The organism is Streptomyces sp. LX-29, from assembly GCF_029541745.1.
Taxonomy (GTDB): Bacteria; Actinomycetota; Actinomycetes; order Streptomycetales; family Streptomycetaceae; genus Streptomyces.
Genome location: NZ_CP089746.1, coordinates 2,083,359 through 2,108,165, shown reverse-complemented (window position 1 = coordinate 2,108,165; position 24,807 = coordinate 2,083,359). Strand labels below are relative to the sequence as shown.

The following is a 24,807-nucleotide window of genomic DNA, read 5'->3' as shown; positions in this document are numbered from 1 at the left end:
CTGCCCCGTGCCCGCTGCCGTCGCCTCTACTTCACGTTGACGGCGGCCCAGGCGGCCGCGACGCCGCCGTACGGGGCGCTGCCCTGACCGTAGAGGTCGGCCGCGGCGCGCAGGGTCGCTGCGCGGGCGGCCCGGTAGTCGGTGGTGGAGGTCATGTAGACGGTCAGCGCCCGGTACCAGATCTTCTCGGCGGCGGCCCGGCCGATGCCGGTCACCGGCACGCCGTCGAAGGTCGGGCTGTCGTACGCGACCCCGTTGATCACCTTCCGTCCGCTGCCCTCGGAGAGCAGATAGAAGAAGTGGTCGGCGACGCCCGACGAGTGATGGACGTCGATGGAGCCGATGCCGGGGTACCAGTAGTCCTTGGACCGCCCGTCCCGGGAGGGCCGGTCCATGGACCGCAGCGGAGTCCCGTCGGTGCTGAGCTTCTCGCCGATGAGGTAGTCGCCCGGGTCGTAGGGGTTGTCCGCGTGGAACTCCACGGAGGCGGCGAAGATGTCGCTCGTGCCCTCGTTCAGCCCGCCGGCCTCCGCGCTGAACAGCAGGTTCGCGGTGGCCGAGGTGACACCGTGGGACATCTCGTGCGCGGCCACGTCGATGCTGGTCGGCGGGCGGGAGCCGCCGCCGTCGCCGTAGGTCATGCAGAAGCAGCTGTCCTGCCAGAACGCGTTGACGTAGCCGTTGCCGTAGTTGACCCGGCTGGTGCCGGCCCGGCCGTCGTTCCTGATGCCGTTCCGGCCGTGCACGTACAAGAAGTAGTCCCAGGTGACCGCGTGCCCGTAGTGGGCGTCCACGCCCGTGCGCTGGCCGACGTGGTCCCAGACGTCGTCGAGGTCGGACATCGGGACGCAGGCGCCCGAGGTCTGCCGGCGCAGATCGCAAGTGCGGTGGTTGCCGCGCTTGGGGTCGATCAACTCATAGCGGCGGGTCGTGCCGTTGTACGTGGTGTCCAGGCCGACAGGACCGCTGTAGGTGCTGATCCCGGTGCCGTTGCGCACCGCCTGGTAGCGGAACAGCTCCTTCCCGGTGGTCGCGTCGCCGATCACATGCAGCTCGCTGGGCGAGCCGTCGGGCCGCCGCCCGGTGGCCACCGACTCCCAGGCCAGGGCGGGCCGGCCGGCGGCGGCCCAGACCACCAACCGTGGCGCGCGGTCCGCGTGGGCCCCCGAATCGCCCTCCGCCACGGCGGCGCCGAGCGCGGCCCGCCGCGCGGTGGCGGGGGTGCGGACGGGAGTGGTGGTGGGAACCGCGATGGCGGCGGCGGTGGCGCGGGTGACCGTGGTGCGCCCGCCGGCCGCGCGGTGCTCGACCAGATCCCCGCCGAGGACCGGGAGGCCGGCGAAGGTGCGCTGGTAGCGGGTGTGCCGCGCGCCGTCGGCGTCCTCGACCACGTCGACGGCGATCAGCTTCTCGCGCGGACCCAGGCCGAGCCGGTCGGCCGTGGCCGCGCCGGCGGCCTGGGCGTCCGCGATCAGGGCGGTCCGCTGCGCGGGGGTGAGCGGGACGGCCTCGGCGCCGACGGGTGTCGCGCGCCGCGCGCCGGCGGCGTCCGCCGCGCCGCCCTGCGCTCCGGTGACGATCAGCGCGCTCGCGGCGGCGAGCGCGAAGGCCACGGTTCTTCCCCGCCGCGCCGCGCCCCGCCGTGGACGCGGTAACCGGGGGCGGGTGGTGGGGGGTGTGGGTGATGACATCGACGACAGACTCCCTCTGTGGCGGCCACGCCGAAGAGCTGCTGGACGTCAGCGAGCATGGCACCGTTCCGCGCTACATGGCAGGGGCACGACAGCTTCCGCTCAACGACTCCCGCGCGCCGCGCGGAGGCTGTTGGGCGGCGGGCGAGGGCCGGCGCGGGCCCCGGCCGTCCGGAGGGCCGGTGTCCCGGCTGCGGATCGGCCCCGGCCGCCGCGTCGGTGGCGGTGCGCGGAGGCTGTTGGCCGGCGCGGGCGGCGGGGCGGGGCCGGCGCGGGTACGGCCGTGGGGAGGGCCGGCGCTGGTGCGGGACGTGGGAGGGCGGCGCGGCGCGGCGCGGGCGCGGGCTCTGCGGAGAGCACGGCGTGGCGCCGGGTGGTGGTGCGGCGGTACGAGGGCGGGCTCCGTGGGTGTACGGGGCGCGGGCGCCGGGGGCGTCGGCCCGCGGCGGCGTCGTGGGCCGCTCGCTCAGCGGCGCGTGGCCAGCAGCGCGCACAGCGCGCCGACCCGGTTGGTGGTGATCGCGTCGACGCCGACGGTCAGCAGCCGGGACATCGACCAGCGGGTGTCCGCGGTCCACGCGGAGACCAGCAGCCCGTCCGCGTGGTTGCGGTCCACCAGCGCGCGGGAGAGCAGCCCGAAGCGGTAGTTGATCCAGCGCGGGCGCAACTCGGCGAGCAGGGTGGGGCGCGGCGGGGCCAGCGTGGTCCAGGTCAGGGCCAGCTCGGCGGCCGGGTCGGCGCGACGTACGGCGCGCATCGCGGCCACCGAGCCGCAGTAGTAGACCCGGTCGGCCGCCCCGCTCTCCCGCGCCGCGGCCACGGCGGCGGACGCCGCCGTCGCGTCGGGCAGGTCGACGAGGGTGCGCACCGACTCCGTGTGGGCCAGCGCCTCGTGCAGCGTGGGCACCCCGCCGCCGGTCAGGCCGCGCACCTCGGCGGCGGAGAGTCCGGCCAGCGGGCGGTCCTGGCGCCACAGCCGCTCCAGCGTGGCGTCGTGCAGCAGCACCGGCACCCCGTCGCGGGTCAGCCGCACGTCGATCTCCACCGCCTGGGCGCCCGCGCGCACCGCCGAGCGGATCGAGGGCAGCGTGTTCTCCCGCTGGACGTACGGATCGCCGCGGTGTCCGACGGCGTGGCAGCCGGCCGTGGCCGTCACCCCGCCGCGCTCGCGGTGTAGGCGTCGATCTCCGCCGTCAGCCGCGCCTTGGCCGGCTCGTCCAGGAAGGACGCCGTCACGGCGTTCTTGGCCAGCGCCGCCACGCCCGCCGCGTCCAGGTCCAACAGCCGGGCGGCGACCGCGTACTCGGTGTTGAGGTCGGTGCCGAACATCGGCGGGTCGTCGCTGTTGACGGTGACCAGGACGCCCGCCTCGACCATCTCCCTGATCGGGTGTTCGTCGAGCGTGGCCACCGCGCGGGTGGCGATGTTCGAGGTCGGGCAGACCTCCAGCGGGATGCGGTGCTCGGCCAGGTGCGCCAGCAGCCGGGGGTCCCGCACGGCGCTGGTGCCGTGGCCGATGCGCTCCGCGCGGAGCTCGGTGAGCGCGTCCCAGATGGTCTGCGGGCCGGTCGTCTCGCCGGCGTGCGGCACGCTGTGCAGGCCGGCCGCGATGGCGCGGTCGAAGTACGGCTTGAACTGGGGGCGCGGCACGCCGATCTCCGGACCGCCGAGACCGAAGCTCACCAGCCCCTCGGGGCGGAGCTCGGTGGCGATCCGCGCCGTCTCCTCGGCTGACTCCAGGCCCGCCTCGCCGGGGATGTCGAAGCACCAGCGCAGCACCACGCCCAGCTCGGACTCGGCCGACTTGCGGGCGTCCTCGATCGCCTCGACGAAGGCGGCGTCCGGGATGCCCCGCCGGGTCGAGCTGTACGGGGTGACGGTCAGCTCGGCGTACCGGATGTTCTGCCGCGCCATGTCGCGAGCGACCTCGTACGTCAGCAGCCGCACGTCCTCGGCGTCGCGGATCAGGTCCACCACCGACAGGTAGACCTCGACGAAGTGCGCGAAGTCCTTGAAGACGAAGTAGTCCGCCAGCGCCTCGGGGTCGGTGGGCACCCGGGAGTCGGGGTGCCGCGCGGCCAACTCGGAGACGATGCGGGGGGAGGCGGATCCGACGTGATGGACGTGCAGCTCGGCCTTCGGCATGCCGGCGATGAAGGCGTTGAGGTCGGTCATCGGATTCCTCCTGAAGACGGGCCGCCGCGTGCGGCGGGCTCCGAACATCGTAGATGGGCGGCGGCGCCCGGTGAGAGGGAGGCCGTAGCATGGCCGGCACCGCATCGCGTGGGGGAGAACCATGGCCGAGCAGCCCGAGCAGCAACCGTCACAGCAGCCGCAGCGGTCGACTCCGGGGGCGGATACCACCGTGCCGGCCGAGCCTTCGCCGGGCTTCCCGCCGGAGACGGCGCAACCCTCCGACGCGACCGGCTCGCGACCCTCGCCCGACGCGCCCACGCCGTCGACCGATGTCGACGCCGGGGCGCCGGCCTCGGCGGCCGCGCAGCCAGAGGGCTCGCCGTCGTCCGCCGCCATGTCGGCGGACTCCGCCGACATGGGACCCGCTGTCGCGGCGTCCGCCGAGGGGGACTCGGCGGCGGGGGCCTCGCCGGAGCCGGAGCCGTCCGGGGGCCCGGCGCCCGCGGCGTCGGCACCGGCGACGACGGCCGACGCCGTCGGCGGTCCGGCTCGCTCGGTGCCCTCTCCCGCACCGGCGCCCGAGGCGACCCCCACGGCGGCGAAGGCCGAGGAGACGTCGTACGCGGGCTCCTCGGAGAGCCGCGTGTCCCCCGCCGCTCCTTCCTCCCCCTCCGGGGCGGGGCGCGAGCGGGACCCGTGGGCGGAGCCGGAACGGCCGGTGGCGCTGAGCAAGTCCGAGGCGCCGGGGAGGCCGGAGCGGGCGACGGCCCCGACCGCGGCGGGGATCGCCCCGACCGCGGCAGTGGGGGTCGCCCCGCCCGCCGCCCCGCCCGCCATGCCCCCGGCGCCGCCGGCGGCCGCGCCTGCCCCGCCTCTCGTGCCGCCCGCCCGTAGCGGTGCCCCCGGGGTCGCCGCGCGGCCGGGAGCGGCTGGTGTGCCTCCCGTGCCGCCGCCGGGGGGTGCCCCCGTGGCCGGGCCGCCGCCGGGCACGATCGGCATGCCGACCGTGCCGGGTGCGCCACCGACCGGGGGCACTCCCGTCCCGCCACCCCCGCAGGCGCCGACCGGGCCCGGCACCCCCAGCGCCTACCCGACGGGGCTCGGCGCCCCCAACACGTACCCGACCGGGCCGTACGGATACCCCGGCCTCGGCCCCGGCCCTGGACCGGCTGGATACCTCCCGCAGCAGGGGTACGGACACGGCGGTTACGGGCACCACCCGGCCTATCCGGCCGCGCCGGCGCCCTACGGCTACCCCGGCTCTCCGTACGGTCCGGGCTGGGGCACCGGCCCGTACCCGCCGGACAACGGGCACGGAACGGCGGCCCTGGTGCTGGGCATCGTGGGTGCCGTGCTGTTCGTGAGCGTGGTCTTCGGCGCGATCCTCGGCATCCTGGCGATCGTCTTCGGCACGCTCGGCCGGGCCAAGGCGGCGCGGGGCCAGGCGACCAACGGCAGCCAGGCGCTGGCCGGGATCATCCTCGGCGCGTGCGCCGTGATCGCCAGCCTGATCATGCTGTTCGTCTACATCGAGGCCGAGGACGACGAGGACGACGACCCCTACGCACGCACCACCGTGGTGCGGGTGGAGTCTCTCGACGCTTCGGACGCGTCCGAGCGCGGCTCGGAGAGGTCGGCGGGCGGCTCGGTAGCGTGGGCTGACCGTCCGTACTAGCTCGCCGACGGCACCGACGGCACCGACGGCCCGCGCCGAACGCGCAGACCGGGGCCGGCCCCGGTCAGGACCCCGGGCGTCACCCGGTGCTCCGCCGTGGCATACCGCACCCCGTCGACGGTCAACGGGGAAGACCACCACTGGCTGCGTCCCCGCTTCCCCCGCATCTCATCCCGGGCCTGTTCTGGCATCCGGAACCGAGAGTGCCGTCGAGCTGACTGAAGGTGACTTCACCCCATAGCATTGCGCGACGCAAACATGGAGGGGAAACCACGCATGTCCAGCAACACTCCCAGCCAGCCCGGCTATGACCCGAACGCCTTAGGCGGCCACCCCCAGACCCCGTACGCCGCCGCCCCGCAGCAGCCGCCGGCCCCGCCCCAGGGGTACCCCGGCGCCCCTGGCCACGGATACCCCGTCGCCCCGCCCGCCGGGCCCTACCCCGGATACCCGGGATACCCCGGTGGCGCCGTGATGCCGATGCAGCAGAGCAACGGCATGGGCACGGCCGCGCTGGTGTGCGGCATCATCGGCCTGGTCTGCGGCATCACCTACTTCTTGTGGGTCTTCGCCGTCATCCTCGGCATCCTGGCGATCATCTTCGGTGCCGTCGGCAAGGGCAAGGCCAAGCGCGGTGAGGCCGGCAACGCCGGCTCGGCGACCGCCGGTCTGGTCTGCGGGATCGTCGGCATGGTCATCCCGTTCATCTACCTCGCCGCGCTGGGCGCGGCCATCGACTCGGTCTTCTGACAGACCTTCTGACGCCTGTCCGGCAGACCTGCTGACAGACGCCGTCGATCTCTTGGGCCCCGACCAGGCCCCGGGCCCGTACTCTTCCCGAGCTCCTAGGCCGCCGGGCCCGACTCCGCCGCGAGCCGGCGGCGGGCCTCCATCAGGGCGAAGCCGAGCAGGTTGAGCCCGCGCCAGTGCTCGGGGGAGTGCGCGCGCTCGTCGTCGGCGGCCAGCCCGATGCCCCAGATCCGGTCCATCGGGCTGGCCTCGACCAGGACGCGGTCGCCGGTGGAGAGCAGGAAGGCGCGCAGCTCGGGGTCGTGCCGGAACTTGTGCACGCTGCCCTCGACCACGATGTCGTAGCGCTCGCGCCGCCACACCGCCTCGTCGAAGCCGCGCACCAGTCGCCCCGCCTTCTTCGCCAGGGCCGGGTTGGCGGCGTCGAGGGCGTGCCGCTCGGCCTCGGAGTCCCCGAAGAGCCGCGCCTTGGCGGCCATCATCCAGTGCTCCGCCGTCGCGTAGGAGACGCCGTCGACGGTGAACGGGGACGGCCACCACTGGCTGAGGCAGCTCGCACCCACGCGGCCGTCGCGGCGCGGGGTGTGGCCCCAGAAGTGCAGGTACTTCACGGGCTCGCCCGAGAGCACCCGCTCCAGCAGGGCGTCCGTGGAGTCGATGATCGTCATACAGGTGAGTCTGGCATCCGCCACTGACACTCCGTAACGGGTTTTCCCTCGCGACCCGGCACAGTGGCGGACGCGATCATCGGCCCCTCGATAGATTTCGTCGCGTAACCAAAAGGCAACAACGGAATCACTTGTTGAAGGGGATTCCCTCTGTCAGGATCGGCACTCAATTCGAGCTGGAGCTACGCCGGCACCTCAGGGACGGGGCGCGGCGGAGGAGAGCGTGATGGGCGACCAGGACAACCGCTTCCAGGCACAGAACGACGTACAGGACCGCTTCGCCGCCGGCGCGCAGTACATCGGCGGGGCCCTGCGGGCCGGAACCTCCGGCCGCCGGCACGCGGTCGTCGATCCGGCGAGCGGCGAGGAGGTGTACGGCTACGAGCTGGCGGGCCCCGCCGACGTGGACGCGGCGGTCGCCGCCGCGCGGGAGGCGTTCCCCGACTGGGCGGGCGCCACCCCGGGTGAGCGGTCCGACGCGCTGCACCGCTTCGCCGCCGTCCTGGCCGACCAGGCCGGGGAGCTGGCCCGAGCCGAGTCCTTGCAGTGCGGCAAGCCGATCAAGCTCTCCACCGAGTTCGACGTCCCCGGCACCGTCGACAACACCGCCTTCTTCGCGGGGGCCGCGCGTCACCTCGAGGGCAGGTCAGCGGGCGAGTACAGCGGCGACCACACCTCCTACGTACGCCGCGAGCCCATCGGCGTGGTCGGCTCCATCGCCCCCTGGAACTACCCGCTGCAGATGGCGGCCTGGAAGATCCTCCCGGCCGTCGCCGCGGGCAACACCGTGGTCCTCAAGCCCGCCGAGCTGACCCCGCTCACCTCGCTGATGTTCGCCCAGGCGGCGACCGAGGCGGGCATTCCGGACGGCGTCGTCAACATCGTCACCGGCGCGGGCCGGGAGGCCGGTGAGCACCTCGTCGGCCACCCGGACGTCGCCATGACCTCCTTCACCGGGTCCACCGCGGTCGGCAAGCGGGTCGCGGAGCTCGCCACCGCCACCGTCAAGCGGCTCCATCTGGAGCTCGGCGGCAAGGCCCCCTTCGTGGTCTTCGACGACGCCGACCTGGAGGCCGCCGCGCACGGCGCGGTCGCCGGAGCCCTCATCAACACCGGCCAGGACTGCACCGCTGCCACCCGCGCCTACGTCCAGCGGCCGCTGTACGACGCCTTCGTCGCCGCCGTCGCCGATCTGATGGCGACCGTGCGCCTGGGCGACCCGTTCGACCCGCACACCGACCTCGGCCCGTTGATCTCGCACGCCCAGCGCGACCGCGTCGCCGGCTTCGTGGACCGGGCCCGGGGGTACGCCACCGTGGTCACCGGCGGCGAGGCCCCGCAGGGCGAGCTCGCCAAGGGCGCGTACTACCGGCCGACCCTGATCACCGGGGCCCCGCAGGACAGCGAGGTGGTGCGGTCCGAGATCTTCGGGCCGGTGCTGGTGGTGCTGCCCTTCGACGGCGACGACGAGGGGCTGGCGCTCGCCAACGACACCCCGTACGGCCTCGCCGCCTCCGCCTGGAGCCGCGACGTCTACCGCGCCGGACGCGCCACCCGGGAGATCAAGGCCGGCTGCGTCTGGGTCAACGACCACATCCCGATCATCAGCGAGATGCCGCACGGCGGCTACCGCGCCTCCGGCTTCGGCAAGGACATGTCGGCGTACTCCTTCGAGGAGTACACGCAGGTCAAGCACGTCATGTACGACAACACGGCGATCGCCAGGAAGGACTGGCACCGCACCATCTTCGGGGACCGCTGAGGAGTTCGGTGACGTCGGCCGCGGTTCGGCGGGGCCCGAAGGGGCGCGGGGCCGGGTGGGACACGCGGCTCCCGCCGCGTGGGCACGGCCCGCCCCAACGGGCCCCGAGACGACCGACGGCCCATCACCGAACCTCCCGCGGAGCGCTCAGGCACCACACCACCCCACCGGCTGACCACCGGCCCGACCCCAGAGAGGGCACAGCATGGAGCAGGATCAGCACGGGCCGGAGAGCCTGTCCCCGCCCCAGATCGCCGCCATGCGGCGCAGCCTCACCCGCGGCCGCATGGCGATGACCCGGCGCTCGCTGATGCGTGCCGGTGGCGCCGGGCTCCTCGCCGTCGGCGGGCTCGGCACCCTGAGCGGCTGCGGCATCCCGGCCGCCACCCGCACCGGGGCCGACCCCTCCGACGACCACTCCGACCGGGAGAAGCGGCTTTCCTTCTCCAACTGGACGCAGTACATCGACGTCAGCGACGACAACAAGCACTATCCGACCCTGGAGGAGTTCGAGCGCCGCACCGGCATCGCGGTCAAGTACACCGAGGACATCAACGACAACGTCGAGTTCTTCGGGAAGATCAAGCCGCAGCTCGCGGCGGGGCAGGACATCGGCCGTGACCTGATCTGCGTCACCGACTGGATGGCCGGCCGGATGATCCGGCTGGGCTGGATGCAGCAACTGGACCCGGCCAACCTGCCGCACGCCTACGCCAACCTCTCGCCTCAGTTCCGCAGCCCCGACTGGGACCCCGGCCGGGCCCACTCCTACACGTGGACGGGCATCCCCGCCGTCATCGCGTACAACGAGAAGGCCACCGGCGGGAAGAAGGTCGACTCGATCTCCCAGCTCCTGGAGGACCCCGAGCTCAAGGGCCGGGTCGCGATGCTCACCGAGATGCGCGACACCATGGGGCTGACCCTGCTCGACATGGGCAGGAAACCCGAGAGCTGCACGGCCGACGACTTCGACGCCGCCATCGCCCGCGTCCAGAAGGCCGTCGACCGGGGCCAGATCCGCCGCTTCACCGGCAACGACTACACCAACGACCTGGACAAGGGCGACATCGCTGCCTGTGTCGCCTGGGCCGGCGACCTCATCCAGCTGCAGGCGGACAACCCCGCCATCAAGTTCGCCATCCCGGACAGCGGCTACATGATCTCCACCGACAACCTGCTGGTGCCGAGCGGGGCCCGGCACAAGAAGAACGCCGAGCGGCTCATCGACTACTTCTACGAGCCCAAGGTCGCCGCCCGGCTCGCCGCCTGGATCAACTATGTCTGTCCGGTGGACGGGGTCCGCGACGAGCTTGCGAAAATCGACCCGGACCTGGCCGAGAACCCGCTGATCCTTCCCACCGGGGAGATGGCCGCCACGTCGCACGCCTTCCGCTCGCTCAGCAGCAAGGAAGAGACGGCGTTCGAGGACAAGTTCGCGAAGCTCATCGGCGCCTGACAACGCCAGACAACGGAGAGATGCCACTCATGACACCACCGGCCCCCTCCGGCGGCGATGTCCGCCTCACCGGGATCAGCAAGACCTACGGCTCCTTCACCGCCGTGCACCCGCTCGACCTGACCATCCCCGCCGGCTCCTTCTTCGCGCTGCTGGGCGCGTCCGGCTGCGGCAAGACCACCACGCTGCGCATGATCGCCGGCCTGGAGGACCCCAGCACCGGAACGGTCGAGCTCGCGGGCGAGGACGTCACCGCCCTGCCGCCGTACAAGCGCCCGGTCAACACCGTCTTCCAGAGCTACGCGCTCTTCCCGCACCTGGACATCTACGAGAACGTCGCCTTCGGGCTGCGCCGCCGCGGCATCAAGTCGGTGAAGAAGCAGGTCCAGGAGATGCTGGAGCTGGTCCAGCTCGGCGACTTCGCGCGCCGCAAGCCGCACCAGCTCTCCGGCGGCCAGCAGCAGCGCGTCGCCGTCGCCCGGGCGCTGATCAACCACCCGCGGGTGCTGCTGCTGGACGAGCCGCTGGGGGCCCTGGACCTGAAGCTGCGCCGCCAGATGCAGCTGGAGCTCAAGCGCATCCAGACCGAGGTGGGCATCACCTTCGTCCACGTCACCCACGACCAGGAAGAGGCCATGACCATGGCCGACACCGTCGCAGTGATGAACGGCGGCCGGGTCGAGCAGCTGGGCGCCCCCGCCGAGCTCTACGAGAACCCGCGCACCACCTTCGTCGCCAACTTCCTGGGCACCTCCAACCTGATCGCCGCGTCCGTGACCGACAAGTCCGGCGGCGACCTGGTGGTACGGGCCGCCGACGCCACCCTCCGACTGCCGGCGGAGCGCTGCACCACCACCGCCCGCACCGGCGACAAGGTGCTTGTCGGCGTACGCCCGGAGAAGATCTCGCTGACCCACGCGGACGCCGCCGACACCATCGCCGAAGGGCGCAACCAGGTCCGCGGCACGATCAGCGACTCCAGCTTCATCGGCGTCTCCACCCAGTACGTCATCGACAGCCCGGCCTGCCCCGCGCTCTCGGTCTACGAGCAGAACATCGAGCGGGACCCGCGGCTCGTACCCGGCGCCGAGGTCGTCCTGCACTGGAACCCGCAGCACACCTTCGGCCTCGACGCCGACCAGGACATCGAGGCCGGCACGGACGTGGACGAGGAGGTCTCGTGAGCGTGACCACCGACGCGCCGCCACCGCTCGACACGCCGCCCCTCACGGTGCGCAAGCCCGCCACCCGCAAGCGCCTGGTGCCCTACTGGCTGCTGCTGCCGGGCATCCTGTGGCTGCTGGTCTTCTTCGCCGCCCCGCTCGTCTACCAGGCGTCGACCTCGCTCCAGACCGGCTCGCTGGAGGAGGGCTTCAAGGTCACCTGGCACGTCCAGACCTACTGGGACGCGCTGACCGAGTACTACCCGCAGTTCCTCCGCTCGGTGCTCTACGCGGCCTCCGCCACCCTCGGCTGTCTGCTGCTCGGCTACCCGCTGGCGTATGTGATCGCCTTCAAGGCGGGCCGCTGGCGAAACGTTCTGATGATCCTGGTGATCGCCCCGTTCTTCACCAGCTTCCTCATCCGCACCCTGGCCTGGAAGACGATCCTCTCCGACAGCGGCACCGTCGTCTCCGTGCTCAACTCGCTGCACGTGCTCGACGTGACCAGCTGGCTCGGGCTCACCGAGGGGGAGCGGGTGCTGGCCACGCCGCTGGCGGTGGTCTGCGGACTGACGTACAACTTCCTGCCCTTCATGATCCTGCCGCTCTACACCTCGCTGGAGCGCATCGACGGCCGGCTGCACGAGGCCGCCGGGGACCTGTACGCCCGGCCCTTCACCACCTTCCGCAAGGTGACCTTCCCGCTGTCGATGCCCGGCGTGGTGGCCGGCACCCTGCTCACCTTCATCCCGGCCGCCGGCGACTACATCAACGCCGAGCTGCTGGGCTCGGCCGACCAGAAGATGGTCGGCAACGTCATCCAGTCGCAGTTCCTGCGGGTGCTGGACTACCCGACGGCGGCCGCGCTGTCCTTCATCCTCATGGCGGCGATCCTCGCGATGGTCACCGTCTACATCCGCAAGTCCGGGACGGAGGACCTGGTCTGATGAGCTCGACGACTCCCACGGCGAGCAGGGGACCGCTGACCGCCCTCAGCAGCTGGCTGCGCCGCAACCTCGTGGTGCTGGCGGGCCTGGCCACCCTCGCCTACCTGCTCCTCCCCAACCTCGTCGTCCTGGTCTTCTCCTTCAACAAGCCCAACGGCCGGTTCAACTACGCCTGGCAGCGGTTCTCCACCGACGCCTGGACCGACCCGTGCGGGGTCGCCGGCCTCTGCGGCTCGCTCACGCTCAGCCTGAAGATCGCCATATGGGCGACCATCGGCGCCACCGTCCTCGGCACGATGATCGCCTTCGCGCTGGCCCGCTACCGCTTCCGGGCCCGCTCCGCCGTCAGCAGCCTGATCTTCCTGCCGATGGCGATGCCCGAGGTGGTGATGGCCGCCTCGCTGGCCACCCTCTTCCTCAACATGGGCGTCGACTTCGGCTTCTGGACCATCCTCATCGCGCACATCATGTTCTGCCTCAGCTTCGTGGTGACCGCCGTCAAGGCGCGCGTGATGAGCATGGACCCGCGGCTGGAGCAGGCCGCCCAGGACCTCTACGCCAGCCCGGTGCAGACCTTCCTGCGGGTCACCCTGCCCATCGCCGCCCCCGGCATCGCCGCCGGCGCGCTGCTGTCCTTCGCGCTCTCCTTCGACGACTTCATCATCACGAACTTCAACGCCGGATCCACCGTGACCTTCCCCATGTTCGTGTGGGGATCGGCACAGCGCGGCACCCCGGTCCAGATCAACGTGATCGGGACCGCGATGTTCGCGATCGCCGTGCTGTGCGTACTCGTCGGCCAGCTGGCCGGCTCTCGCCGCAAAAGGAGCTGAGAATCATGGCCTCAGCAGCCATGAACTTTGTCCGAAGCCTTTCCGACGCTGAACCCAGGCCCTACTGGCTCGACGACCCCGGCCGGCCCAAGGCCCAGCCCGCCCTCGTCGGCGACGAGCAGTGTGACCTGCTCGTCGTCGGCGGCGGCTACAGCGGTCTGTGGACCGCCCTGCTCGCCAAGGAGCGCGACCCCGACCGGGACGTCGTCCTGGTCGAGGGCGAGGAGGTCGGCTGGGCCGCCTCCGGTCGCAACGGCGGCTTCTGCGCGGCCTCCCTCACCCACGGCCTGGGCAACGGCCTGTCCCGCTGGCCCGGCGAGCTCAAGGAGCTGGAGCGGCTCGGCCACGCCAACCTCGACGAGATCCAGGACACCCTCACCCGCTACGCCGTCGACTGCGACTTCGAGCGCACCGGCGAGATCGACATCGCCACCGAGCCGCACCAGGTCGAGGAGCTCCGCGAGGCCGCCGCCGACATCGAGCGGCTGGGCCTGGGCGGACACGAGTTCCTGGACCGCGACGCGCTGCGCGCGGAGGTCGACTCGCCGACCTTCCTCGCCGGGCTCTGGAACCGCGACGGCGTGGCCATGCTGCACCCCGCCAAGCTCGCCTGGGGCCTGAAGCGGGCCTGCCTGGACCTGGGGGTGCGGATCTACGAGCACACCCGCGCCGGACGCCCCGTCACCTCCGGCGCCGGAGCGACCGTCAGGACCCCCTACGGACGCATCCGAGCCCGCCGCGTCGCGCTGGGCACCAACGCCTTCCCCTCCCCGGTGCGGCGCGTCCGCCCGTACGTCGTGCCCGTCTACGACCACGCGCTGATGACCGAGCCGCTGACCGAGGAGCAGCTCGCGGCCATCGGCTGGAAGCGCCGCCAGGGGCTCAGCGACTACGCCAACCACTTCCACTACTTCCGGATCACCGCCGACCGCCGCATCCTGTGGGGCGGCTACGACATCGTCTACCGCTTCGGCGGCGGCGTCCGCGCCGAGTACGACTACCACCCGGACACCTACCGGACCCTGGCCGAACACTTCTTCCGCTGCTTCCCGCAGCTGGAAGGGGTGCGCTTCAGCCACGCCTGGGGCGGCGCGATCGACACCTGCTCCCGCTTCTCGGCCTTCTTCGGAACGGCCCACAGCGGGCGCGTGGCCTACGCCCTCGGCTACACCGGCCTCGGCGTGGGCGCCACCCGCTTCGGCGCCAACGTGATGCTCGACCTGCTGGACGGCCGGCAGACCGAGCGCACCCGGCTGGAGATGGTCCGCACGAAGCCGCTGCCGTTCCCGCCGGAGCCGCTGCGCTGGGCGGGCATCGGCATCACCCAGTGGTCGATGACCCGCGCCGACCAGCGGGGCGGGCGGCGGAACCTGTGGCTGAAGGCGATGGACAAGGCGGGACTCGGCTTCGACAGCTGAGCCGACGGACGGCCCCTTCGGCCGGCTCCCGACACCCGTCGGTCGGCGCCCGCGCGGGCGCGGCGGCCGGGACGTGGCGGCTGGTACAGGGCGGCCGGACGGCGACGCGCGCCGCTCGCCGACGCGGTCGTCATCGCGCGCCTGGGACCGGGGCCGTCGACGTACGCCCGCGGGCTGCCGGCCGGCTCCGGACGTGTGCGCCACGTCACTACCAACGGGTAGCCGTAACGCCGTAAGGATCCGCGTCGCCCCTCTTCTCCTCCCGTGAACACGCCATGCGCGCCACGGCGCGCCGACGGACGGAGAGGAACCGACGTGAGCGACGAAGCGGCCAGCGGGGGCACGGGTGGCGGCGTGGGGCGGATGAACGCCCTGGAGTGGCTGGCCTCCGCCGCCCCCGACCCCGGAGCCTGCCGATGGGAGTGGGAGCGCCACCCGCTGGGGGTGGCGTTACTCCCCGCCGGCAGGCTCTGGGACGTCCTGATCCTGCCGGGCCGGCTGGGCACGGCGGCGCTGGACGTGCTCCAGCGCCGCCCCGACCGACCCGGCCCGGTGATCGGCGCCTACCACGACGCACGGGTGGGCTTCCTCGTCCCGGTGGGCACCACCGACCACTGGGTGGGCACCGGCGTGCGCGGAGCCGGCGCCGGCAGCTGGGTGGTGGTCCCGCATCCGGGGCGGCCCTGCGGCGGGGTGCGCTGGCTGGTGCCGCCGGACGGCTCCGGCCGACTCACCGACCCCGGCACCCTCGAACTGGCCATGCATGAGGCGGCCCTACGCCTCACCCGGCGGTGAGAACGGCTGCCCCGCGCCGCGCCCGGTCAGCGGTCCGGCCGCTCCTCCCGCCGGCGGCGCGGCGAGCGGGTCGTCACCGTGAGGACGGCCGAGAGCAGCACGCCGGACAGGCACCAGCCGCCGACCACGTCCAGCGGCCAGTGATAACCGCGCAGCACCAGGCCGAGGCCCACGCCGACGTTGACCACCGCCACCACGACGGCCGTGGCCACGGCCCCGGGCAGGGGCCGGCGGCGGCGTGGGGCGGGGGAGCGTTCGGAGCACCCGAGCAGGAGCAGCGCGGCCGCCCCGTAGGCGAGCGCGGCGGTGGCGGCATGGCCGGAGGGGTAGAAGCCGTCCGTGCCGGCGAGCGGCCCCGGCGGTGCCGGCCGGGCAAGCAGCGTCTTCACCGGTACGACGAGGGCCGGCACCAAGGCCATGGCCAGAGCCGCCGCGAGAGGCGGCTGCCACCAGGGGCGTCGTCGTACGGCGTCTGTCCCCCGTATGGCGGGCGTCGCGCGTAGCGAGGATCCGTCCCCTCCGCCGGACGCGTCTCCTCCGGCGGGCGCCCCTGGTACGGCGGCCGACGCCGGCGCGTCGGGCGCCTGGCGTAGGGATGGTGCGTCCACCGGGGGCGGGGCCGCGGAGGTCGTCTCCACAGGAGGTGCGTCCGGGGAGGGCGTGCCCCGTACCGTCCCCGGGCTCCGTCCGGCGCGGCGACGGCCCCGCCAGGCCGCGTAGGCGATCGCCACCGCGAGTACGGGAAGGGCGACGGTGGTGTTGCCGAGGTCGGCGAGGAACTCCGCGAGGGGAGCGGGTAGCAGCCGGCCGCGCGCGCCGGATCCGATGCGCTCGTCGAGCTCCCGCAGGGGCCCGTGGGTGGCCACCTGCCAGGTGACGATCACGAAGAGAAGCACACAGAGCGTGAGCAGAACAGCCGGCGACCCCGGAACAGGGGGGGTAGTTCCGGGGCCGCCGATGCGACCGGTGTGCCGCGCGCCCCGGGGGGTTTGGGGCGGGCGGCCGTCCGATCGGTGAGGAGATCCAGAGCCGAGGGCTCCAGTGGTGTGCGCGAGGGCACGGCCGGGTCGGAGCTGGGGAAGCACCGGCTCGGCGTCGCTCGCAGTCCCCTGCGAGCGGGGTGTTTCTCTCATCTGCAGAAACCGTACGGCAGCGAGCGCGGGGCCGACAGTCGGATCACCTGTCCGACATGGGCCCCGCACATCTTCTTCACGCCGCCCCCGCCGTCCACCCCGCCGAAGGTGACGCAGGGTCACCAGAGGCGGGGCGGACGGCCGGTGGAGCATCGACGGCGTCCGGACTCGGGCGGGGCCGTCGTGCCCCGCGGCCGTTTCAGATCCGGGTGAAGGCGCCTCAGATCCGGGCGAAGGAGCCTCAGATGCGGGCGAAGGCGCCCTCGATGATGTCCAGACCCTCGTTCAGCAGGTCCTCGCCGATCACCAGCGGCGGCAGGAAGCGCAGCACGTTGCCGTAGGTGCCGCAGGTCAGGACGAGCAGGCCCTCGGCGTGGCACGCCTTGGCGAGGGCGCCCGCCGCCTCCGGGTGGGGCTCCTTGGTGCCGGGCTTGACCAGCTCGACCGCGATCATCGCGCCACGGCCGCGGATGTCACCGATGATGTCGCCGTTCGCGGCGTTCTTCTGGATCTCGGCGAGGCGGTCCTTCATGACCTCCTCGATGCGCTTGGCCTTGGCGTTCAGGTCCAGCTCACGCATGGTCTCGATGGCGCCGAGGGCGGCGGCGCAGGCCACCGGGTTGCCACCGTAGGTGCCGCCGAGGCCGCCCGCGTGCGCGGCGTCCATGATCTCGGCGCGGCCGGTGACGGCGGCCAGCGGCATGCCGCCGGCGATGCCCTTGGCGGTGGTGATCAGGTCCGGGACGATGTCCTCGTCCTCACAGGCGAACCACTGGCCGGTGCGGCAGAAGCCGGACTGGATCTCGTCCGCGACGAAGACGATCCCGTTGTCCTTCGCGAACTGCGCGATGGCCGGCAGGAAGCCCTTGGCCGGCTCGATGAAGCCGCCCTCGCCGAGCACCGGCTCGATGATGATCGCGGCGACGTTCTCCGCGCCCACCTGCTTGCTGATCATGTCGATGGCCGCGGCGGCGGCCTCCGGGCCGCAGTTCTCCGGGCCGGTCGGCCAGCGGTAGCCGTACGCCAGCGGGGCCCGGTAGACCTCAGGGGCGAACGGGCCGAAGCCGTGCTTGTACGGCATGTTCTTGGCGGTCAGCGCCATGGTGAGGTTGGTGCGACCGTGGTAGCCGTGGTCGAAGACGACGACCGCCTGGCGCTTGGTGTAGGCGCGGGCGATCTTCACCGCGTTCTCGACGGCCTCGGCGCCGGAGTTGAACAGCGCCGACTTCTTGGCGTGGTCGCCCGGCGTGAGCTTGGCGAGCTCCTCACAGACCTCCACATAGCCCTCGTACGGCGTCACCATGAAACAGGTGTGCGTGAAGTCGGCGAGCTGCGCCGAAGCGCGGCGCACCACGGCCTCGGCGCTGGAGCCGACCGAGGTCACCGCGATGCCGGAGCCGAAGTCGATGAGGGAGTTGCCGTCCACGTCCTCGATCACGCCGCCGCCGGCGCGCACCGTGAAGACCGGCAGCACCGAGCCCACACCGCCGGCCACGGCCGCCAGCCGGCGGGCCTGCAGCTCCTGGGACTTCGGGCCGGGGATCGCGGTGACGACGCGGCGCTCCTGGGGGAGGGACGGGCCTCCGGTCAGTTCGGTCATGAGGTGCTCCAGGGGAAAGAACAGAGGTTTTAGACGCAGGCTAGGGGCGGTGGCGCCGATGAGGCATGTTCCGATCGGGAGCAGTGGACGTGTTGCGTTGTCCGCGACGGACATAGCGGGGGCGTGGGGCGAGGGACGGAGTCGGGCGCCTGGTGAGGGATGGGCCTGCTCTCGGGGCGGGCGGAGTCGGGCGCTTGGTGAGGGGGTGGGCTTGCTCTGGGGGGGGCGGCGGAGTCGGGCGCCTGGTGAGGGGATGGGCCTGCTCTGGGGGGCGGGCTGGCGGTGGGGGAGCCAGGAGCAGCGGTGGAGGGGGCGGTGGCCCGGCCGGCGGGTAATCGTGTGCTCCGGCTGGGCGCGGCATCCGGATGTGTCACCGAACCACCCGGCCGGGCCCACTAGATTGAGCCCCTGAAGGTCGGCGTACACGGATGGGGCGCGCACGCGTGTGCGTACTACAGATGGCTTGGCTGGTCAGGGGGTAAGGGGCGGCACATGGACACCGAGGGCACGTACGACTCACGTGGGACCCGGCGGGACGCGGTGCCCCGCCCTGCCACCCCACCCCTCCCGGCAGTCCCCCCGGGCCCGCCCCACCCCCCGGTCCACCCCGCCCCCCCGGCCTCACTGCCGAGCACGGCCCCTGCCGACTCCGTGCCGCTGCCTGTTCCACCCGCCCCGCCGGTACCCCCGCCTCCCGGGGCAGCGCCCGGCGCGACGCTCTCCACCGGGCCGGCGTCCCCCGCGGCCCAGTCGCCCTTCCTGACCTGGCTGCGGACGCCGCGGACGGCGGGCGGGCCGGGGGTGTGGATGTTCGGGCACAAGCCCAAGCCTGTTGAAGATCCGGAGCGCGTCCCTACCCGGAGGCTCGTCAGCGGGGCTCTGATCGCATTCCTGTGCGCTTGGTTGCTCTGGGCCCTGCTCTCCAACAACTACCTCGGTAGTTGGTGGCGCCTACCCCTGATTCTGTTCTTCCCAGATTCATGGCGAGGCACCGAAGGCGGCGCGTTGGTGGCGGACGGCTATGTGTGGCTGGTGAAGGGGCTGATCGCTTTCGGTTTTGGACGGGTCGGGCATTGGCCGGAGCTCGCTCGTCGGCTGGCAGAGCCGCTGCTTCGACACTTCCGTCAAAGGCGCGAGACAACGCAATGCACCCAACCAGAGACCGACCCCGCCCAATGGCCCCACCTGCGGGCCGCCGGGGCGCATGGGGTGGCGGACCGGTTGGCGGCGGAGGCGCGGGCCGGGGTGATGAACGACGTGGACCACGCCCGGCTCGAGCGGGCGTGGGAGTCGGTGCGGGCGCAGCCCGGGCGGCTGGCGGCGTTCACGGACACGGTGCTGAGGGAGGGCGCGGCGGCCTGTGGGCATCCGTCGGGGGTGCGCGACCTGCCGGTGCGCACGGCGCGGCACGACCTCGTCGCGTGCCAGGTGCGCCTGGGCAGGGCCACGGACGACCTGCGCAATCCGTATGAGTTCCGCGACGTGAGCATGGCGTTGGACCCGGCGGTGCTGGGCACCTCTCTCCTGGCGGTGGGGCCGCCGGGGGCGGGGAAGACCGGGCGGCTGGTACGGCCGGTGGTCGAGTCGCTGTGCCTCCAGGCGTTGGCCGGGCGGGTCGCGGTGGTGGCCGTCGGGCCCGCGGGCGCCGGGATCGGGCCGGATGACGCCTTCGACGTCGTGGTGAAGATCGGCCGTCCGGAGTCGGCCTACGACCTGGACCTGTACGGCGGCACCACCGACCCCGACGAGGCGGCGGGCGTGTTGGCGGAGGCGCTGGTCGGCGACATGGCGCAGGGCCTGCCCGGCGGGGACAGCCGGCGGGCCGCGACCGCGCTGGCGCAGCTGCTCGGCCCCTATCGCGCCGCCCACGGCCGCTTCCCCTCCGTGCCCGAGCTGCGCGAGCTGCTCGACGGCTCGCAGACGGCCCTGGACGCCCTCCGCGCGGCGCTCGACGAGGCCGGGCAGCAGGCGCAGGCCCGGGAGCTCGACGCGCGGGTGCGCCAGTCCGCCGCCGCAGGTGACGTGGGAGCGCTGCTCGCGGACCGGATCGCGCTGCTGGACCGGCCGGCCTTCGCGGACTTCTTCGACACGCGCGGCGGCCGGCGTCCCTTCTCGCTGCGGGCGCTGGAACACCCGCTCAGGGTCCGCATCGACCTCCCCGAGCGCGGGCACGCCGAGGCGTCGCGGATGCTCGCCCGACTGGTGCTGGCGCAGTTCACCGAGTGCGCGGTGGGACGGGCCGACCGTTCGCTCTTCGCCTGTCTGGTCCTCGACGACGCCTCGCACACCGTCACCCCGGAGGCGCTGCGCGGCATCCAGCGCCTCCGCTCGGCCAACGCGGGCGCGGTCCTGACGCTGCGCACGCTGGACGACGTCCCCGAAGCGCTGCGCAGCGCGCTGCTGGGCGCGGTCGGCTGCCGGATGGCGTACGCGGGAGTGACCACCTGGGACGGCGCGCGCTTCGCCGAGGTCTGGGGAACGGCATGGGTGGAGACGCGGGACGTCACCGACCGGCAGATCATCTCCGACGAGCCGATGACCAAGGTGCTGCACTTCATCCGCAGGGTGGTGACCGGCAAGGCCGCCACGGTGCAGTCCGTGACCGTCCGCAAGGTGGAGCGCGAGCGTTGGTCGGCGTCGGAGCTGGCGCACTCCGTACCACCCGGGCACGCGGTGCTGTCCGTGACCTCGGTGCGGGGCGAGAGCGCGCCCCCGGTGCTGGTGGACCTGCGGGGATGAGACCGGGCCGGACCGCCGGCCGGACCGGTCGCAACCGGGAGCGGGGCCCGGCCGCCCTTGAGGCCGTGGACGGGGACCGGCCCGTGCGATGAGGGCCCGACGGCTCCACTGAGGCAGAATTGATGGCGGTGGTTCGTACAGGGCGTAGTGGTCGGGCGCCGTCCGGGCCGGAGACCTGCCGGATGCGGTGCGCCGTTCCGCGGCCCGTCCCCTCAGCCCGGCACGAGCCGCCGCTCACCCCGCCCCGCCGAGCCGCCTGCCCGACCACACGCACCACAGCCGTATCGAAGGTGTCATGCCACCCACCCTCGCCTCACTCGTCCACCACTCCGCGCTCAAGCTGACCGTGCTCGCGGGTGGGGAACGGCTGGAGACCCCCGTGCGCTGGGCGCACGTCAGCGAGCTGGCCGACCCGACGCCCTACCTGGACGGCGGCGAGCTGCTGCTGATCACCGCGATGAAGCTGGACGCCGAGGACCCGGAAGCGATGCGTCGCTACGTGGTACGGCTCGCCGGCGCGGGGGTCGTGGGCCTCGGCTTCGCCGTCGGCGTCAACTACGACACGGTCCCGGAGGCGCTGGTCGCCGCGGCCCGCGACGAGGGCTTCCCGCTGCTCGAGGTGCCCCGCCGCACCCCCTTCATAGCCATCAGCAAGGCCGTCTCGGCGGCGATAGCGGCGGACCAGTACCGGGCGGTGACCGCCGGCTTCGAGGCGCAGCGCGAGCTGACCCGCGCCGCCATGGGCATGGAGGGGCCGGCCGCGCTGCTGGCCCGGCTCGCCGCACACCTCGACGGGTGGGCCGCCCTGTACGACGCCTCCGGCGCCGTGGTCGCCGCCGCCCCCGACTGGGCAGCCCGCCGAGCTGCCCGGCTCTCCGCCGACGTGGAGCGACTGCGGGCCCGCCCCGCCCCCGCCAGCGCCGTCGTGGGCGGCACCGGCGGCGAGGAGGCCGAGGACGCCGCCGACCGGGTCGAGCTGCAGTCCCTCGGCACCGGCCGCCGGGCACGCGGCGTGCTCGCGGTGGGGACCGGCGCTCCCCTCGGCACCGCCGAGCGCTATGCCGTGCACTCCGCCGTGGCCCTGCTGACCCTGACCACGGAACGCTCCCGCTCCCTCCAGGAGGCGGAGGGCCGCCTGGGCGCGGCGGTGCTGCGGATGCTGCTCGCGGGCGAGCCCGACCACGCCCACGCCGTGGCCGGGCGGCTGTACGGCGGGCTCCTCGACGCGCCGTTCCGGATGCTGGTCGCGGAGGCCGCGCCGAGCGTCGCCGGGACACAGCCCGGCGCATACGCGGCTGAGGACCTCCCGATCGAGGGCATCGGTGGCACCGCGAAGCCGGTGAAAGCGGCGAAACCCGGGAACGCGGTGAAAGTGGGGAAAGCGGCGCTGGCGGCCGCCCCGGCCGCCAGCGGGGCGGCGACGCCGGCCGCCGCGGCGGCGAACGGCCCGGGTGCGCCGAGCGGCGAGCTCGCCCCGGACCCGCTGGGCGCGCTCGCCGACACGGTGGAGACCGCGGCGGCCCGCACCGGCGAGGCGGTCCTGGTGGTCCCGGACGGCGAACGGCTCATCGTCCTCGCCTCCGACGGCGGCGCGGCCGTCGCCGCCTGCGCGGAACACGCCGCCGCGGTAGAGGAGCGCCGCGGCTCCGCCACCCGCCCGCGCGACCGTGCGGCCGCGCCCCCGGCGCCGGACGACGACCTGGTGATCGGCCTCTCGGCGCCCGCCGGCCCGATCGCCGCTGTCGGTGCCTACCGCCAGGCCGAGCAGGCGCTGTCCGTGGCCCGCCGGCGCGGCCGGGTGCTCGTGGAACACGAGGAGGTCGCCGCCGGTTCCGTGCTGCCCCTGCTCGCCGACGACGCGGTGCGCGCCTTCGCCGACGGCATGCTCCGCGCCCTGCGCGACCATGACGCCACCGGTCGCGGCGACCTCGTCGCCTCGCTGCGCGCCTGGCTGTCCCGGCACGGCCAGTGGGACGCGGCCGCGGCCGACCTCGGCGTGCACCGGCACACGCTCCGCTACCGCATGCGCCGCGTCGAGGAGATCCTCGGCCGCTCGCTCGACGACCCCGACGTCCGTATGGAACTCTGGCTCGCCCTCAAGGCGACCGCACCGTCTTCTCAGACCTGACCGGCCCAGAGGCCCGGACCTGATCGGGGCTGGAGGCGGATTTGCTCGTGCCCGGAGCCCGGACGTGGTCGGCTCCGGAGGCCGGACCTGGCCGGGCCCGAGGCTTCGCCCGTGAGCGTGCCGGGGCCCTTGGACGTGACCGGTCCTCCCGGGCCAGACCTCACCCCTCACGCCGCGCTGCGTCCGGGCCCCGCCCCACCCACACCGCCGCCCCCACCCCGCACCGTCGCCCCCATCCCGCGCCGCACCCCGCCCCCGTCCCCCACGGCGGCCACCAACCCCCGTCCCTCGCGGCGTCCCGCGCCGCGTCGCGTGGCGGGCGCACGCCATAGCGGTGTGCCGGCGCGGTCGACTGCTCCTTGCCGGACAAACGCCGTTCGGGCGCGGCGCCCCTACGGTGGAGGGTGAGAGCCAACCGCACCAACCCACCACTTCGGAAGGGCCGGGATCCGCTGTGACTACCACCCACGCGTTCTGGCTCGCCGGCCGTAAGGCGACCGGCGAGGACACCTTCGACGTCACGTCCCCCTGGGACGGTCGTCTCGTCGGCGCGGTGAGCGTCCCCACGGAGGCCCAGGTCGAGGAGGCCGTGGCCGCGGCCTTCGCCGCGCGGGACGAGTTCGCCGCGACGCCCGCGCACGTACGGGCGGCCGCGCTCGACCACGTGTCCAAGCGACTGGCCGAGCGCACCGAGGAGATCGCGCTGCTGATCTCCGCCGAGAACGGCAAGCCCATGAAGTGGGCGCGCGGCGAGGTCGGCCGTGCCGTCTCCGTGTTCCGCTTCGCGGCCGAGGAGGCCCGCCGCTACAACGGCGGCGAGGCGCAGCGCCTGGACACCGACGCGGGCGGCGTCGGCCGGCTCGCGCTGACCCGCCGCTTCCCGCGCGGCGTCGTGCTGGGCATCGCGCCGTTCAACTTCCCGCTGAACCTGTGCGCCCACAAGGTCGCCCCGGCGATCGCCGTCGGCGCCCCGATCATCCTCAAGCCGGCGCCGGCCACCCCGCTGTCCGCGCTGATCCTCGGCGAGCTGCTGGCCGAGACCGAGCTGCCGGCCGGCTCCTGGTCCGTGCTGCCGGTGCCGAACGACCGGATGCCGGCGCTGGTGCAGGACGAGCGGCTGCCGGTGATCTCCTTCACTGGTTCCGACACCGTCGGCTACGCGATCATGAACTCGGTGCCGCGCAAGCACTGCACCCTGGAGCTGGGCGGCAACGGCGCCGCCGTCGTGCTGCCCGACTTCTCCTCCGAGGCGGACCTCGACTGGGCGGCCGGCCGCATCGCCACCTTCTCCAACTACCAGGGCGGCCAGTCCTGCATCTCGGTGCAGCGGGTCATCGCCGACGCCTCGGTCTACGACCGGCTCGTCCCGAAGATCGTCGCGGCCGTCGAGGCGCAGGTGACCGGCGACCCGTCGGACGACACCACCGATGTCGGCCCGCTGGTCAGCGAGGACGCCGCCAAGCGCGTCGAGTCCTGGGTCGACGAGGCCGTGGACGCGGGCGCCAAGGTGCTCACCGGCGGCAAGCGGGACGGCGCCGCCTACGCGCCGACCGTGCTGGCCGAGGTGCCGGGCGAGGTGACCATCGCCCGCGAGGAGGTCTTCGGCCCGGTGCTGACCGTTACCAAGGTGGACGGGGAGGCCGCGGCCTTCGACGCCGTCAACGACTCCAAGTACGGCCTCCAGGCCGGCGTCTTCACCCGTGACCTGCAGACCGCCTTCCGCGCCCACCGCGCGCTGGAGGTCGGCGGCGTGATCATCGGTGATGTCCCGTCCTACCGCGCCGACCAGATGCCGTACGGCGGCGCCAAGCAGTCCGGTGTGGGCCGCGAGGGCGTGCGCTACGCCATGGACGACTACACCTACGAGCGGGTCATGGTCGTCACCGGCATCGAGCTGTAGTCCGACCCCCGGG

Annotated in this window: 18 protein-coding genes; 12 read left to right on the top strand and 6 right to left on the bottom strand. The window is 73.4% G+C overall.

Annotated features, from left to right (window positions below):
* Positions 1-26: 26 nt before the first annotated feature.
* The 3 genes from LRS74_RS08890 to LRS74_RS08880 form a co-directional block, all read right to left on the bottom strand.
* Positions 27-1,613, bottom strand: coding sequence for a M4 family metallopeptidase (locus LRS74_RS08890; protein ID WP_277740502.1), 1,587 nt, complete (start codon positions 1,611-1,613; stop codon positions 27-29).
* Positions 1,614-2,157: 544 nt separating this feature from the next.
* Entirely contained in the window at positions 2,158-2,847 is a 690-nt protein-coding gene (locus LRS74_RS08885) for a glycerophosphodiester phosphodiesterase (protein ID WP_277740501.1), read from the bottom strand.
* A complete protein-coding gene (locus LRS74_RS08880; protein ID WP_277740500.1) occupies positions 2,844-3,866 on the bottom strand; it encodes an adenosine deaminase in 1,023 nt (340 codons plus the stop codon). The genes LRS74_RS08885 and LRS74_RS08880 overlap by 4 nt, the downstream gene beginning before the upstream one ends.
* 121 nt (positions 3,867-3,987) lie before the next feature.
* On the opposite strand from LRS74_RS08880, the gene LRS74_RS08875 reads away from it, so the two are divergent.
* Positions 3,988-5,502, top strand: a complete 1,515-nt coding sequence (locus LRS74_RS08875) for a hypothetical protein (protein ID WP_277740499.1) — start codon at positions 3,988-3,990, stop codon at positions 5,500-5,502.
* A 276-nt stretch (positions 5,503-5,778) separates the two neighbouring features.
* Positions 5,779-6,252, top strand: coding sequence for a DUF4190 domain-containing protein (locus LRS74_RS08870; RefSeq protein ID WP_277740498.1), 474 nt, complete (start codon positions 5,779-5,781; stop codon positions 6,250-6,252).
* Between the two features lie 95 nt (positions 6,253-6,347).
* Here the strand turns inward: LRS74_RS08870 and LRS74_RS08865 are convergent, their stop codons facing one another.
* Positions 6,348-6,920 (bottom strand): NADAR family protein, encoded by a 573-nt coding sequence (locus LRS74_RS08865; protein WP_277740497.1) that lies wholly within the window; start codon positions 6,918-6,920, stop codon positions 6,348-6,350.
* A 226-nt stretch (positions 6,921-7,146) separates the two neighbouring features.
* Here LRS74_RS08865 and LRS74_RS08860 point away from each other — a divergent pair, with 226 nt between their 5' ends.
* The 7 genes from LRS74_RS08860 to LRS74_RS08830 all read left to right on the top strand — a co-directional run bounded on the left by LRS74_RS08860 (position 7,147) and on the right by LRS74_RS08830 (position 15,294).
* Positions 7,147-8,682, top strand: coding sequence for a gamma-aminobutyraldehyde dehydrogenase (locus tag LRS74_RS08860; RefSeq protein WP_277740496.1), 1,536 nt, complete (start codon positions 7,147-7,149; stop codon positions 8,680-8,682).
* Positions 8,683-8,887: 205 nt separating this feature from the next.
* Positions 8,888-10,138, top strand: a complete 1,251-nt coding sequence (locus LRS74_RS08855) for a spermidine/putrescine ABC transporter substrate-binding protein (protein ID WP_277740495.1) — start codon at positions 8,888-8,890, stop codon at positions 10,136-10,138.
* 29 nt (positions 10,139-10,167) lie between these two features.
* A complete protein-coding gene (locus tag LRS74_RS08850) occupies positions 10,168-11,322 on the top strand; it encodes an ABC transporter ATP-binding protein (RefSeq protein ID WP_277740494.1) in 1,155 nt (384 codons plus the stop codon).
* Between the two features lie 47 nt (positions 11,323-11,369).
* Positions 11,370-12,248, top strand: coding sequence for an ABC transporter permease (locus tag LRS74_RS08845; RefSeq protein WP_277744663.1), 879 nt, complete (start codon positions 11,370-11,372; stop codon positions 12,246-12,248).
* Positions 12,248-13,081: an ABC transporter permease gene (locus LRS74_RS08840; protein ID WP_277740493.1), complete on the top strand. Its 834-nt coding sequence runs from the start codon at positions 12,248-12,250 to the stop codon at positions 13,079-13,081. Before LRS74_RS08845 ends, LRS74_RS08840 begins: the two co-directional genes overlap by 1 nt.
* Positions 13,082-13,086: 5 nt before the next feature.
* Positions 13,087-14,499, top strand: coding sequence for an FAD-dependent oxidoreductase (locus LRS74_RS08835; RefSeq protein ID WP_277740492.1), 1,413 nt, complete (start codon positions 13,087-13,089; stop codon positions 14,497-14,499).
* 363 nt (positions 14,500-14,862) lie between these two features.
* The gene (locus LRS74_RS08830; protein WP_277744662.1) at positions 14,863-15,294 is read left to right on the top strand and encodes a hypothetical protein; all 432 of its coding nucleotides are present in this window, start codon (positions 14,863-14,865) and stop codon (positions 15,292-15,294) included.
* A 26-nt stretch (positions 15,295-15,320) separates the two neighbouring features.
* On the opposite strand, the gene LRS74_RS08825 is transcribed toward LRS74_RS08830, so the two are convergent.
* Together LRS74_RS08825 and gabT are read right to left on the bottom strand one after the other, a co-directional pair.
* Entirely contained in the window at positions 15,321-16,190 is an 870-nt protein-coding gene (locus LRS74_RS08825) for a phosphatase PAP2 family protein (RefSeq protein ID WP_347178116.1), read from the bottom strand.
* Positions 16,191-16,668: 478 nt separating this feature from the next.
* Positions 16,669-18,027, bottom strand: coding sequence for a 4-aminobutyrate--2-oxoglutarate transaminase (gabT, locus tag LRS74_RS08820; RefSeq protein ID WP_277740491.1), 1,359 nt, complete (start codon positions 18,025-18,027; stop codon positions 16,669-16,671).
* A 492-nt stretch (positions 18,028-18,519) separates the two neighbouring features.
* On the opposite strand from gabT, the gene LRS74_RS08815 reads away from it, so the two are divergent.
* The 3 genes from LRS74_RS08815 to LRS74_RS08805 all read left to right on the top strand — a co-directional run bounded on the left by LRS74_RS08815 (position 18,520) and on the right by LRS74_RS08805 (position 24,794).
* The gene (locus LRS74_RS08815) at positions 18,520-20,766 is read left to right on the top strand and encodes an ATP-binding protein (protein ID WP_277740490.1); all 2,247 of its coding nucleotides are present in this window, start codon (positions 18,520-18,522) and stop codon (positions 20,764-20,766) included.
* 295 nt (positions 20,767-21,061) lie between these two features.
* On the top strand, positions 21,062-22,894 hold the full coding sequence (locus LRS74_RS08810; RefSeq protein WP_277740489.1) for a PucR family transcriptional regulator: 1,833 nt from the start codon (positions 21,062-21,064) through the stop codon (positions 22,892-22,894).
* Between the two features lie 454 nt (positions 22,895-23,348).
* Complete coding sequence (locus LRS74_RS08805; RefSeq protein ID WP_277740488.1) at positions 23,349-24,794, top strand: aldehyde dehydrogenase family protein; 1,446 nt, start codon at positions 23,349-23,351, stop codon at positions 24,792-24,794.
* The last annotated feature ends 13 nt before the right edge of the window (positions 24,795-24,807 follow it).